Source organism: Rhizobium sp. 10PS4 (assembly GCF_032464805.1).
Taxonomy (GTDB): domain Bacteria; phylum Pseudomonadota; class Alphaproteobacteria; order Rhizobiales; family Rhizobiaceae; genus Rhizobium; species Rhizobium laguerreae.
The window spans coordinates 82,166-95,397 of the sequence record NZ_JAWDIW010000012.1 but is presented as its reverse complement, the minus strand read 5'-3'; the positions used below and the strand labels follow the sequence as shown (position 1 = coordinate 95,397).

Annotated in this window: 14 protein-coding genes and 1 pseudogene; 12 read left to right on the top strand and 3 right to left on the bottom strand. The window is 60.9% G+C overall.

Features of this window, described 5'->3' with window-relative positions; genetic code table 11:
• Positions 1-46 precede the first annotated feature (46 nt).
• The gene (locus RWJ89_RS22660; protein WP_017969338.1) at positions 47-211 is read left to right on the top strand and encodes a DUF1328 domain-containing protein; all 165 of its coding nucleotides are present in this window, start codon (positions 47-49) and stop codon (positions 209-211) included.
• Between the two features lie 81 nt (positions 212-292).
• On the opposite strand, the gene RWJ89_RS22655 is transcribed toward RWJ89_RS22660, so the two are convergent.
• The gene (locus tag RWJ89_RS22655) at positions 293-652 is read right to left on the bottom strand and encodes an EF-hand domain-containing protein (protein WP_316031471.1); all 360 of its coding nucleotides are present in this window, start codon (positions 650-652) and stop codon (positions 293-295) included.
• Positions 653-672: 20 nt separating this feature from the next.
• On the bottom strand, positions 673-921 hold the full coding sequence (locus RWJ89_RS22650) for a hypothetical protein (RefSeq protein WP_316031470.1): 249 nt from the start codon (positions 919-921) through the stop codon (positions 673-675).
• Positions 922-1,511: 590 nt separating this feature from the next.
• Between RWJ89_RS22650 and RWJ89_RS22645 the strand changes: the two genes are divergently transcribed.
• Both RWJ89_RS22645 and RWJ89_RS22640 read left to right on the top strand, forming a co-directional pair.
• Positions 1,512-2,033 (top strand): DUF992 domain-containing protein, encoded by a 522-nt coding sequence (locus RWJ89_RS22645; RefSeq protein WP_168282850.1) that lies wholly within the window; start codon positions 1,512-1,514, stop codon positions 2,031-2,033.
• 77 nt (positions 2,034-2,110) lie between these two features.
• Positions 2,111-2,603 (top strand): annotated as a pseudogene (locus tag RWJ89_RS22640) (GNAT family N-acetyltransferase).
• Between the two features lie 38 nt (positions 2,604-2,641).
• Here the strand turns inward: RWJ89_RS22640 and RWJ89_RS22635 are convergent.
• A complete protein-coding gene (locus RWJ89_RS22635) occupies positions 2,642-3,571 on the bottom strand; it encodes a LysR family transcriptional regulator (RefSeq protein ID WP_168282852.1) in 930 nt (309 codons plus the stop codon).
• Positions 3,572-3,643: 72 nt separating this feature from the next.
• On the opposite strand from RWJ89_RS22635, the gene RWJ89_RS22630 reads away from it, so the two are divergent.
• The 9 genes from RWJ89_RS22630 (at position 3,644) to RWJ89_RS22590 (ending at position 13,085) form a co-directional block, all read left to right on the top strand.
• Positions 3,644-4,561, top strand: a complete 918-nt coding sequence (locus tag RWJ89_RS22630) for a DMT family transporter (RefSeq protein ID WP_316031469.1) — start codon at positions 3,644-3,646, stop codon at positions 4,559-4,561.
• Positions 4,562-4,658: 97 nt separating this feature from the next.
• The gene (locus tag RWJ89_RS22625) at positions 4,659-5,432 is read left to right on the top strand and encodes a DeoR/GlpR family DNA-binding transcription regulator (RefSeq protein WP_168282856.1); all 774 of its coding nucleotides are present in this window, start codon (positions 4,659-4,661) and stop codon (positions 5,430-5,432) included.
• Between the two features lie 121 nt (positions 5,433-5,553).
• On the top strand, positions 5,554-7,068 hold the full coding sequence (gene glpD / locus RWJ89_RS22620) for a glycerol-3-phosphate dehydrogenase (RefSeq protein WP_316031468.1): 1,515 nt from the start codon (positions 5,554-5,556) through the stop codon (positions 7,066-7,068).
• Between the two features lie 40 nt (positions 7,069-7,108).
• Complete coding sequence (locus RWJ89_RS22615; RefSeq protein WP_222061907.1) at positions 7,109-8,206, top strand: ABC transporter ATP-binding protein; 1,098 nt, start codon at positions 7,109-7,111, stop codon at positions 8,204-8,206.
• Between the two features lie 9 nt (positions 8,207-8,215).
• A complete protein-coding gene (locus RWJ89_RS22610; RefSeq protein ID WP_017957586.1) occupies positions 8,216-9,286 on the top strand; it encodes an ABC transporter ATP-binding protein in 1,071 nt (356 codons plus the stop codon).
• A 3-nt stretch (positions 9,287-9,289) separates the two neighbouring features.
• Positions 9,290-10,153: a carbohydrate ABC transporter permease gene (locus RWJ89_RS22605; protein WP_020047583.1), complete on the top strand. Its 864-nt coding sequence runs from the start codon at positions 9,290-9,292 to the stop codon at positions 10,151-10,153.
• Between the two features lie 16 nt (positions 10,154-10,169).
• On the top strand, positions 10,170-10,991 hold the full coding sequence (locus RWJ89_RS22600; protein WP_131629873.1) for a carbohydrate ABC transporter permease: 822 nt from the start codon (positions 10,170-10,172) through the stop codon (positions 10,989-10,991).
• A 13-nt stretch (positions 10,992-11,004) separates the two neighbouring features.
• Positions 11,005-11,286: a DUF2160 domain-containing protein gene (locus RWJ89_RS22595; protein WP_168271143.1), complete on the top strand. Its 282-nt coding sequence runs from the start codon at positions 11,005-11,007 to the stop codon at positions 11,284-11,286.
• A 77-nt stretch (positions 11,287-11,363) separates the two neighbouring features.
• On the top strand, positions 11,364-13,085 hold the full coding sequence (locus RWJ89_RS22590; protein WP_027667043.1) for an ABC transporter substrate-binding protein: 1,722 nt from the start codon (positions 11,364-11,366) through the stop codon (positions 13,083-13,085).
• Positions 13,086-13,232: the final 147 nt, after the last annotated feature.

Genomic DNA, 13,232 nt, shown 5'->3' with positions numbered 1-13,232 from the left:
TGGGGCGGCCTCCGTTATCTCCGCAGCAACGTACAAGGAGATTGCGATGCTTTATTACGCTCTGGTGTTTCTCGTCGTGGCCTTGATTGCCGGCGTCCTCGGATTTGGCGGCATCGCAGGGGCTTCAGCTTCCATTGCCCAGGTTCTGTTCTTCATTTTCCTGGTGCTGTTCGTCGTATCGCTCGTCATGCAACTGATGCGAAAAGTATAACGCGAACAGATTAAAGTATAAAAACCCGGCGAAACATCCGCCGGGTTTTTCTTTATTGCCACATTCGGTTTGACGTCTCCGTCACTGAAGGTTTCCGTCCCGGTCGTGGTCGGCTGTCGCGAAATCCGCCATCACCCGCTGCATGAATTCGCTTCGGCTGATCCGGCCGTTGTTGTTCGCGTCGGTCAAAGTGAATTGCTCGACCGTCAGGATCTGCACCGTCTCGTCGGACTGCAGGCTGCCGTCCTTGTTCTTGTCGAGACTTCCGAAAGCCGTGCCCATGAAGGTCTCGTATTCCGATCGGTCGACGGTCTTGCTGGTATTTGCGTCAAGCCGATCCATGTGGCCCTGATACATCGATCCGGGCTGTTGCTGTTGTTGCGCCGCTGCCCCAACGCATTGGCACAGTATGAATGTGGTCACCAAAGCCAAGGTCTTCATCGCTTGATATCCCTCCCCAATTAGCGGCAAGCCAGACGGTTGCCGACGTAACCGCCGCCGCCGATGCCGGCGCCGACAGCAAGCACCTGCCCGGTTCCGGCGCCGATCGTGCTGCCGATCAAGCCACCGACAATCGCGCCGCCGACGGTTCCAGCGATGCAGCCGAATTCTGAATTACGATCTGCGACGGCCTGCGACGTCGGGCCGGACTGGCAGGCGGAGACGGCAAGGCATCCCGCCAGTATGATGTTTGTCCTGCGTATGCGCATCTTTCCCTCCCGATAAATTACCCGTTATCTCCAATAGAGATCGGCAGGCGTACGATTGTCCGGCCCCCGCGAAAATATCGCCTAATGATATTTCTCAAATTCAGACTTAGTTGCTGTTCGAACAGAAGCAGAATTCCGGAAAACAAGCGGAAATTCTGCGGCAATGCCAAGCAATCATGCCGTTTCCTCTCCAGTTGCAGTACTGCATGGAGAGTATTTTCAAATAGTACAGCTATCTATACGGCATGGCAACCTGCGCGATCATTGATCGCCTATCCAAATAGGGGCGCCTGCGATGTGCATGATACCGCTCGTCGAGAGTTGACGGCGATCAAGATCGTGCCTTTCCGGCAACCATCCCTGACAAGATCGTGAAATAACCGGATGACGCGAAAAGGTGCCTTCGAAATGTCCCAATGGGAGCTGAACCGTAAGCGTGTTTGTCGCTTGCGCCCTCCCAGGCGCTTTGACATGCGATGCGTAAATGATGCCGGTTCGGGATCGTTTTGCGGTTCCGTCCGTTATCTGTTGCCGAATCTGGTGGCGAGTAGCCGGGTATGCTCCCGTCACGATTTGAGAAGGAGAGACTTATGAACAAAATTCTTGCGACGGCGTTTGCCGCGGTATCGTTGACGTTTGTCGGCGCTGGGGCGGTCAATGCCGCCGACCTCGGCAACAGGACATATGAAGAGCCGGACCTGCGCAATGGCGTGAAGATCGGTTACCTCACCTGCGATATCGGCGGCGGCACGGGTTACGTGCTCGGTTCCTCCAAAGAGGCCGACTGCATCTTCCAGTCGACCGTCGGCAACGAACTTTCGGATCGTTATACGGGTGAAATGAGAAAGCTCGGCATCGACCTTGGCTTCACCACGCGCAGCCGCCTGATCTGGGCCGTGTTCGCGCCGACGGCCGGCTATCACCGCGGATCGCTCGCCGGCCTCTACGTCGGCGCCACCGCCGAAGCGACGCTCGGCGCCGGTGTCGGCGCCAATCTCCTGGTTGGTGGCACTTCCGGTTCGATCCATCTGCAGACGGTCAGCCTGACCGGTCAGCTCGGCCTCAACGTTGCGGCCGGCAGCGCCTCGATGACGCTCACACCAGCCAATTGATATGGCCTTTTTGACATCCCCTGCCGCGTCGCGGCAGGGGATGTCATCTCGTCTGGGGCGCGATTTCGCACCCTCGCATGCCCAGGCCGGATCACGACATGATGGATATTCGAATGGCAACGCCTGGCGAGGACGAGATCCTGGTCGGGCACTATCTAAAGATCTGGGACAGCTACGGCACACCACCGGAACACTACAGGCCTGATGCCGGGGCGCGGATATTGTCTTTCATCAGAAGCGGTCGCGAAGAGCGCCGCCTGACCTCGTTCCTCGCCATCGTCGACGGTGACATTGCCGGTTCCGCATCCTGCCAGCTGCACCAATCGCCGTTTCCGGAGATCATCCGGCCGGAACAGCGGCTGCACGGTTACATCTGGTCCGTCTATGTTGACGACGCCTTCCGCCGGCGTCGGCATCGCACTTGCGTTAACCAACAAGGCTGTCGACTATCTGAAATCGATCGGCTGCACGACTGCTGTCATTCATGCCTCCGATGCCGGCGAACCCGTCTATCACGCCACTGGTTTCGAACTGGCGAAAGAAATGCGCCTGAAGTTTTCGGCGGAGTAGCGACCGGCGATCGCCGGAGCCGCCGCCCAGCTTTCCGCCTACGCTTTCGCTCGGCCGGGTGCGATAAAAGTAGCGATCGTCGCCTCGTCATGGCCGGCCTCACGCAGGAAGCGGCTGGCGAATTCGATGGCAGGACTTCTAAGGGCCTCGTCCGGTCTAATCAGGTGAAAGGCCACATGATAATCGAGCGTCCGCTCCGACACCGCGACGACGCGCCCGGTGGCCAACGCGGCATCCGACAGCGGCGGCCGCGCGAGCGCGATCCCGAGGCCCTGCGCGCAGGCATCGATCACCAGATTATAGTCCTCGAAGCGCCGATCATGGCCGCGTGGTATATAGTCGACGCCCTCACGAGAGAGCCAGCGCCGCCAGCCTTCAATATTCGAATCGTGCAGGATCGGCAGATCGAGCAGCGCCAAGGCATCGGAGCGCTGCCCGAGCCGCTCCGCCAGCGCCGGGGCGGCGATCGGAAATGATTTCTCCTGCCAGAGCGGCAGGGCGCGCACGCCGGCCCATGGTCCCTTGCCGCAGCGAATGGCAAGATCCGCGCCTTCGCCGAAATCCGCCAGCCGGTGTTCGAGCGTCAGCTCGACATGCAGCTCGTTTCCTTCGAGCTTCGGCAGGCGTTGAAACAGCCATAGAGAGGCGACAGAGGGCGTCACCGAAAGGCGTACCACCGCCTTGTTGCGGCGAGGCAGCCAGCGTTCGCCGCTATTGCCGAGCAGCGTAAGTGCTTCTTCCGCCCGCGCGAAAAACCGCATGCCTTCCGGCGTCAGGCGCACGCCTCGGGCTTCGCGCGCAAACAGGCGAACGCCCATCCAGCGCTCCAGCCGCGAGACCTGCCGCGACACCGCGCCGTGGGTGATGCCGCTTTCCTCGGCGGCAGCCGAAAACGATCCGAGCCGGGCGGCGCGGGCAAAGGTCTCGATCGTATCGAGCGGCGGAAGCACTGGCGAGCTGTGAACCATACGCACATTTGATCATCGATTGCGATGCTTTTCAAGCACGCATCGAAGGCCTAATCACTGTCGCAGGAACATATGGAGGCAAAAATGAGCATGGTGGCAAGCGTACCGGTTTCGACGAAACAGCAAGGCGGGTTCGATCTGGTCGCCTTTGCGGCGATCGTCGTCACCATCCTCTCCTGGGCTTCCTCCTTCGTGGTGATCCGCATCTGTCTCGGACCGCTGACGCCGATCGAACTGGCGACGGCGCGTTATGTGGCAGCCGGCGTCATCGCCCTCGTCTATCTCGTCATCTATCGGCCGATGCCGGAAAAACGCGATTTTTTCCGCCTCTCCGTTGCCGCGGTGCTTTTCATCGCCGCCTATGCGGTTCTGCTGAACACTGGCGAGCAGACCGTTGCGGCGGGACCGGCAAGCTTCATCATCAACACCATGCCCGTCTTCACTGCCCTTATTGCCACATTCGCGCTCGGCGAGCGCTTCGGCCGCTGGGGCTGGGTGGGCACGGCAGTTTCCTTCGGCGGCGTGGCGCTGATCGCGGTCGCCTCCGACAGCGGCTTCAGGCTCGATCCGAATGCCGTCCTCATCCTTGGCGCAGCGCTCTGCTCGGCAGTCGCCAGCGTGCTGCAGAAGCCGCTGCTCGGGCGGTTGCCGGCGCTTGCCGTCACTGCCTGGATTCTGCTCATCGGTTCCGTGCCACTGTTTCCGGCCGTTCCGGCGACGATCGAGGCGCTGGCCGCCGCACCGGCGGAGGTGAACTGGGGCGTTGCCTATCTCGTTATCTTCCCGACCGCGATCGGCTATCTCACCTGGGCAATCGCCCTGAAGCGGCTGACGGCCGCCCGCGCCTCGAATTTCCTCTACGGCGTTCCCCCGGTCGCCACGCTGATCGGGTTCGTCTGGTTGGGCGAAACGCCGACGGTGCTCGGCGCGGTCGGTGGCGTCATGGCAATCCTCGGTGTGCTCGTCGTCAACGTGATGCGGAAGCGGTAGCGTCGAATTCGGGCCGGGAAGGCGGCCCGGTAACAGATAGGCATTGCGCTGCGGTTCGCTTTCTTTAAAACGAAAGCAGATCGAAAGGCGCACGCTCATGTTCTTGACCGACCGGCAAATTGAAATCGTGGCGATTGCGAAATCGAGCGGCAGGGTTCTGGTCGAGGAGCTCGCCTCCCGCTTTTCGGTGACGCCACAGACGATCCGCAAGGACCTCAACGATCTCTGCGATGCGCAGGTGCTGACGCGCATCCATGGCGGCGCCACATTCCCGAGCGGGACCGAGAATGTCAAATACGAAGCGCGCCGTCAGATCGCCGCTTCCGAGAAGCAGGCGATCGGCATTGCCGCGGTCGAGCTGATTCCGAGCGGGGCCTCGCTATTCATCAATATCGGAACCACGACCGAGGCGGTGGGCGAGGCGCTCGCCAACCATCACGAGCTGATGGTGATCACCAACAATATAAATGTTGCCAATAGGTTACGTCTGCTGCCGGCGATCGAGGTGGTGATCGCAGGCGGGGTCGTGCGCGGTTCGGACGGCGGGATCGTCGGCGAGGCGGCCGTCGATTTCATCCGCCAGTTCAAGGTCGATTACGCCGTGATCGGCGCGTCGGCGATCGATATCGATGGCGCGCTTCTTGACTATGATTTTCGCGAAGTGAAGGTCGCCCAGGCCATCATCGCCAATGCCCGGCATGTCATTCTCGTTGCCGATTCGACGAAGTTCGAACGTACCGCGCCGGTCAGGATCGGTCAGCTTTCCCAGGTTCATACCTTCATCACCGATCGCTGTCCTGTGCCGTCGATCCGCAATCTCTGCCTCGAAAACAATGTGAAACTGATCGAAACGAACGGCAGATCTCGCTAGACAAACAGACCCTCACAAACATTCGTTTGACATTCGTATTCCTTTCGTTTTAACTGATGTTACTTTCGCAATTGCGCAAGTTTTGTGCGATGCGAAATTGACTGCGGGCTCGGAGGGGGAATTGGGCCGAAATATTCACGACATATTCGTCATCGGTGGCGGCATCAACGGCTGCGGCATTGCGCGCGATGCCGTCGGGCGCGGTTATTCGGTGGCGCTGGCGGAGATGAACGATTTCGCCTCGGGTACCTCGTCGGGCGCCACCAAGCTGATCCATGGCGGCCTGCGTTACCTCGAGCATTACGAGTTCCGGCTGGTGCGTGAATCGCTGATGGAGCGCGAGATCCTCTGGGCGATGGCCCCGCACATCATTTGGCCGCTGCGCTTCGTGCTGCCCTACCACAAGGGTGGCATCCGCCCGGCCTGGCTGATCCGGCTCGGCCTCTTCCTCTACGACCATCTTGGCGGCCGCAAGCTGTTGCCGCCGACATCGGTGCTCGACATGCGCCGCGATCCGGCCGGAAAGCCGCTGAAAGCGCTGTTTTCCAAGGCCTTTGAATATTCCGATGGTTGGGTCGACGATGCCCGCATGGTGGTGCTGAACGCCCGAGACGCGGCCGACAAAGGCGCGCAGATCATGCCGCGCACCAAAGTGGTGTCGGCAAGGCGCGAGAATGGGCTGTGGCAGATCGAGACCACCGATACCGTCTCCGGTCGCAATGACAGCCATCAGGCCCGCATGCTGGTCAATGCTGCCGGTCCCTGGGTCGACCATGTCATTCGTTCCGCCTTTGGCCAGAACGAAGCCCATCATGTCCGCCTCGTCCAGGGTAGCCATATCGTCGTGAAGAAGAAATTCGACGATGTGAGAGCCTATTTCTTCCAGAATCCCGACAACCGCATCATCTTCGCCATTCCCTATGAGGGTGACTTCACCCTGATCGGCACCACGGATCGCGACTACACCGCCGATCCCCGGGATGTCCGAATCTCCGAGGAAGAGACCGTCTATCTTTGCAATGCGGCGTCGGAATATTTCAAGGAGCCGGTCAGGCCGGAGGATATCGTCTGGACCTATTCTGCGGTCAGGCCGCTTTATGACGACGGCGCCTCGAAGGCGCAGGAGGCGACGCGCGACTATGTGCTGAAGCTGGAAGGCGAGGGTGACGCTGCGCCGTTGCTCAACGTTTTCGGCGGCAAGCTCACCACCTATCGCCGGCTTTCCGAACATGCGCTGGAGAAGATCGGTGCTGCGATCGGCGCCAAAGGCGCCCCGTGGACGGCCAAAAGCCATCTGCCGGGCGGCGATTTCCCTGTCCGGGGTTACGAGGCGCAGGTTGACAAGCTCAAGCGGCGTTATTCGTTCCTCGCCGATCGGCATGCCCGCCGGCTGGTGCGCCGCTACGGTACAAAGGCAGAGCTGTTACTTGGCGATGCCCGCGGCATCGACGATCTCGGACGGCTGTTCGGCGGCGATCTCTACGAGGCAGAGGTCACCTATCTCGTCGAGCAGGAATGGGCCCGGCACGCCGAAGACGTGCTGTGGAGGAGAACAAAGGATGGTCTGCGCCTTTCGAGGGAGCAGGCCCAGTCACTGGAGGAGTACATGGCTGCCATGCCGGCGATGGCCGGGTAGGAGCCATGTGGTCCCGATGCGTGGAGGCACGGGAATCGGAATGCTGGAACTGCGAAACGCCGCCAAGATGGTGGGCGCGGACTATCATATCTATCCGACCGACCTGGTTCTCGAGCGGGGCACGCTGAACGTCCTGCTCGGGCCGACGCTCGCGGGTAAGACCTCGCTGATGCGGCTGATGGCGGGGCTCGACCGGCCGACCGGCGGCTCCATCCATTTCGACGGCACTGACGTCACCGGCATGCCGGTGCAGAAGCGCAACGTCGCTATGGTCTACCAACAGTTCATCAACTATCCGGCGCTGACCGTCTACGACAACATCGCCTCGCCGATGCGCATATCGGGCAAGGATGCCGCGACGATCGACCGTGAGGTGCGCAAGGCGGCCGAGCTGCTGAAGCTGACGCCCTATCTCGACCGCACCCCGCTCAATCTGTCCGGCGGCCAGCAGCAGCGCACGGCGCTTGCGCGCGCACTCGTCAAGAATGCCAGCCTCGTGCTGATGGACGAGCCGCTCGCCAATCTCGATTACAAGCTGCGCGAGGAACTGCGCGAGGAACTGCCGAAGATCTTTGCCCAATCCGGCGCGATCTTCGTCTATGCGACGACCGAGCCTTCCGAGGCGCTCCTGCTTGGCGGCAATACGGCAACGCTGAACCAGGGCCGGGTGACCCAGTTCGGGCCGACGATCGAGGTCTATCGCCGACCCGTCGATCTCGCCACCGCCGGCATTTTCGCCGATCCGCCGCTGAACACCCTCGACGTCACGAAATCCGGCAATGTGTTCACGCGTCCGAGCGGGGTGACGATCTCGGTTCCCTCGCATCTGGCCGTCGTGCCGGATGGTCCCGCCACCATCGCCTTTCACCCGCATCATCTCGGCCTTGCGCCGCAGACCGGCGACGCGGCCCGCCTGCAGGCGCGTACGCTGGTTTCCGAAATCACCGGCTCGGAGAGCTTCGTTCACCTGGAATATGACGGTGTGCGCTGGGTGATGCTGGCGCACGGCATTCACGACATCGATCCCGACATGGAAGTTGAGGCCTTTCTCGACACTCGCCACCTGATGGCCTTCGGCAGCGACGGCCGCGCCATCGCTGCGGCCGGCCGCGCTACTGCAGCAGCTGGAAAGGCGTAGGAGAGCACAATGGCACGCATCACCCTCGACCATATCCGCCACGCCTACGGCGCCAATCCGAAGTCCGACAAGGATTATTCGCTGAAGGAAGTCGACCACGAATGGAACGATGGCGGCGCCTATGCGCTGCTCGGCCCTTCCGGCTGCGGCAAGACCACGCTGCTCAACATCATCTCCGGGCTGCTACAGCCCTCGCACGGCCGCATCCTCTTCGACGGCAACGATGTCACGAACCTTTCGACGCAGAGCCGCAACATCGCCCAGGTCTTCCAGTTCCCCGTCATCTACGACACGATGACCGTTTACGACAATCTCGCCTTTCCCCTGCGCAACCGCGGTGTGGCCGAGGCGGATGTCGACCGGCGTGTCCGCGATATCCTCGAAATGATCGATCTCGCCGGCTGGGCCAGGCGCAAGGCGCAGGGCCTGACCGCTGACCAGAAGCAGAAGATCTCGCTCGGCCGCGGACTGGTGCGCAACGACGTCAACGCCATCCTGTTCGATGAGCCGCTGACCGTTATCGACCCGCATATGAAATGGGTGCTGCGCTCGCAGCTGAAGCGGCTGCACAAGCAGTTCGGCTTCACCATGGTCTATGTCACCCACGACCAGACCGAGGCGCTGACTTTCGCCGAGAAGGTCGTCGTCATGTATGACGGCCAGATCGTCCAGATCGGCACGCCGGCCGAGCTCTTCGAGCGGCCGAGCCATACCTTCGTCGGATATTTCATCGGTTCGCCGGGCATGAATTTCATGCCGGCCAGGATCGAGGGCAGCGCTGTTAAGGTCGGAGACGAGACCCTGACGCTGGATTACGCGCCGAAGACGTCAGGCACGGCCAAAACCGAACTCGGAATCCGTCCCGAATTCATTCGCCTCGGACGGGAGGGCATGCAGGTCACGATCAGCAAGGTCGAGGATATCGGTCGGCAGAAGATCGTGCGCGCCCGCTTTGCCGGCCAGCCGATCGCCATCGTCGTGACTGAAGACGCCGACATTCCCGCGGACGCCCGCGTCACCTTTGATCCGTCCGCCATCAGCATCTACGCCGACAGTTGGCGTGTCGGCAGGGAGGCCTGAACCATGCAGAAGACGTGGAATAACAAAGCCTGGTTTCTGGTCCTGCCGGTGCTGCTGCTCGTGGCGTTTTCGGCCGTCATCCCGCTGATGACCGTCGTCAATTATTCAGTGCAGGATACGTTCGGCAACAACGAGTTCTTCTGGGCCGGTACCGACTGGTTCGTCCAGACCCTGCATTCCGACCGCTTCTGGGAATCGCTCCAGCGAAATCTGCTGTTCTCCTTCATCATCCTGGCGCTGGAGATTCCGCTTGGCATCTTCATCGCGCTCAACATGCCGAAATCAGGACCGGGCGTTCCCGTCTGCCTGGTGCTGATGGCGCTGCCGCTGCTCATTCCGTGGAACGTCGTCGGCACCATCTGGCAGGTCTTCGGACGCGTCGATATCGGCTTGCTCGGCCACACGCTCGAAGCCATCGGCCTCGACTATAATTATGTCCGCGATCCCATCGATGCCTGGGTGACGGTTATCGTCATGGATGTCTGGCACTGGACAAGCCTCGTCGTGCTGCTTTGCTATGCGGGCCTGGTGTCGATCCCGGACGCCTATTACCAGGCCGCCAAGATCGACGGCGCCTCGCGCTGGTCCGTCTTCCGCTACATCCAGCTGCCGAAGATGAAGCGGGTACTGCTGATTGCCGTGCTCCTGCGCTTCATGGACAGCTTCATGATCTATACCGAGCCTTTCGTGGTCACCGGCGGCGGGCCCGGCAATTCGACGACCTTCCTCTCCATCGACCTCGTGAAGATGGCCGTCGGCCAATTCGACCTTGGCCCGGCGGCGGCGATGTCGATCATCTACTTCCTCATCATCCTGCTGCTTTCATGGGTATTCTACACCGTGATGACCAGCAGCGACGCGAGCTAAAAGGGAGGGCGAGAATATGACCAACAAATACAAACCTGCAGGCAGCCTCTCCTGGCTCGTTCCGACGATCTACATCATCTTCCTGATCCTGCCGATCTACTGGCTCGTCAATATGAGCTTCAAAGAGAATTCCGAGATCACCGGCGCCTTCTCGCTCTGGCCGACGAACCCGACGCTGCGCAACTACACGGTCATCTTTACCGATCCGTCCTGGTATAATGGCTATATCAACTCGATCATCTATGTGGTGATGAACACGGTGATCTCGGTTGCTGCGGCGCTGCCGGCAGCCTACGCCTTCTCGCGCTACCGTTTCCTCGGCGACAAGCACCTGTTCTTCTGGCTGCTGACCAACCGCATGGCGCCGCCGGCGGTCTTCGCGCTGCCGTTCTTCCAGCTCTATTCGGCCTTCGGCCTGATCGACACGCACATCGCCGTGGCCCTTGCACACTGCCTGTTCAACGTGCCGCTCGCCGTCTGGATCCTCGAAGGCTTCATGTCCGGTGTGCCGAAGGAGATCGACGAGACCGCCTATATCGACGGTTATTCCTTCCCGCGTTTCTTCATCAAGATCTTCATTCCGCTGATCGCCAGCGGCGTCGGTGTCGCGGGCTTCTTCTGCTTCATGTTTTCGTGGGTCGAGCTGCTGCTGGCCCGCACGCTGACGACGACGGCGGCAAAGCCGATCTCGGCGATCATGACGCGAACGGTCTCCGCCTCGGGCATGGACTGGGGCGTGCTGGCAGCGGCCGGCGTGCTCACCATCATTCCGGGCGCACTCGTCATCTATTTCGTCCGCAACTACATCGCCAAGGGCTTCGCGCTCGGGCGCGTTTGAGGAGGAGACGGTCATGAATTTTTCCTGGATGGCCTGGACGCTGCCGACGACGCTGTTCTTCCTGACGATCCTGGCGCTTCTGATCGCCATGAGTGTCTGGGAATATTTTTCGCCGGGCGGCTCGCCGCGCACGGGCGTGCTGCGTTTCGAGACGACCCGCGGCGACCGGCTCTTCATTTCGCTGCTGGGAGCAGCGTTCATTCATCTTGCATGGCTTGGGCTCGGTGGGCCTAACCTGTGGTGGGCTCTCGCCATCTCCGTGGTCTACGCCATCGGCGTCTTCCGCTACGTGTGACGGCAAGGAGAAGACAGATGGCCGGGGGTACCGGCCGCCTGAGACGTGACTGCAATCGCAAACCCTGGGAGGATATTATGCGAAGGCACTTATTGACGACGACAGCAGGCTTGCTGCTGGCAATGACAGCATCGGCTTATGCCGGCATGGACGAGGCCAAGACGTTCCTCGACAAGGAAGTCGGTGATCTCTCGGCGCTTCCGCGCGCCGACCAGGAAAAGGAAATGCAGTGGTTCGTTGATGCTGCAAAGCCTTTCGCCGGCCTGGACATCAAGGTCGTGTCCGAAACTATCACGACCCATGAATACGAATCGAAGGTGCTGGCGCCCGCCTTCACGGCGATCACCGGCATCAAAATCACGCACGACCTCATCGGCGAAGGCGACGTGGTCGAGAAGCTGCAGACGCAGATGCAATCGGGCGAAAACATCTATGACGCCTATATCAACGATAGCGACCTGATCGGCACCCATTGGCGCTATCAGCAGGCCCGCTCGCTGACCGACTGGATGGCCAACGAAGGCAAGGATGTCACCAATCCCGGCCTCGACATCGACGACTTCATCGGCAAGTCCTTCACCACGGCGCCTGACGGCAAGCTCTACCAGCTGCCTGACCAGCAGTTCGCGAACCTCTATTGGTTCCGTTACGACTGGTTCAACGACGAGAAGAACAAGGCGGACTTCAAGGCGAAGTACGGCTACGATCTCGGCGTGCCGGTCAACTGGTCGGCCTATGAGGATATTGCCGAGTTCTTCACCGGCCGCGAGATCGACGGCAAGAAGGTCTTCGGTCATATGGACTACGGCAAGAAGGACCCATCGCTCGGATGGCGCTTCACCGATGCCTGGCTGTCTATGGCCGGCAACGGCGACAAGGGCATCCCGAACGGCAAGCCGGTCGATGAATGGGGCATCAAGGTCGACGAGAACTCCCGTCCGGTCGGCTCGTGCGTCGCGCGCGGCGGCGATACCAACGGCCCTGCTGCGGTCTATTCCATCCAGAAATATCTGGACTGGATGAAGGCCTATGCACCGGCTGCCGCCCAGGGCATGACCTTCTCCGAGTCCGGCCCGGTCCCATCGCAGGGCGAAGTCGCCCAGCAGATGTTCACCTACACGGCCTTCACAGCCGATTTCGTCAAGGAAGGCCTGCCGGTCGTCAATGCGGACGGCACGCCGAAATGGCGTTTCGCACCGAGCCCGCATGGTGTCTACTGGAAGGACGGCATGAAGCTCGGCTATCAGGATGCCGGTTCGTGGACGCTGATGAAGTCTACGCCTGACGACCGCGCCAAGGCGGCCTGGCTCTATGCCCAGTTCGTCACCTCGAAGACCGTCGACGTGAAGAAGAGCCACATGGGCTTGACCTTCATTCGCCAGTCGACGCTGGATCACAAATCCTTCACCGATCGTGCGCCGAAACTCGGCGGTCTGATCGAGTTCTATCGTTCGCCGGCCCGCCTGCAGTGGTCGCCGACCGGTACGAACGTTCCTGACTATCCGAAGCTCGCTCAGCTTTGGTGGCAGGCGATTGGTGATGCCTCTTCCGGCGCCAAGACGGCGCAGGGGGCGATGGACTCGCTCTGCGCCGAACAGGAAAAGGTGCTGCAACGACTGGAACGCGCCAAGGTCCAGGGTGACATCGGCCCGAAGCTCGCCGAGGAGCATGATCTCGCCTATTGGAACGCGGATGCGGTGAAGAACGGCAACCTTGCCCCGCAGCTGAAGATCGAGAACGAGAAGGACAAGCCGGTCACTGTCAACTACGACGAACTCGTCAAGAGCTGGCAGAAGTAGTAAGGCGGACCAGGCCGGAGGCGACGAGGCTTCCGGCCATCACTTCCTGCCACCGGCAACAAGCCGGTGGCACCCACAATCTTTCTCTCATGAAACGTCCGCGTCCTGCTGTCTTCTGCAGGCGGAGCGGTTTCGTGCGAGCCGGAG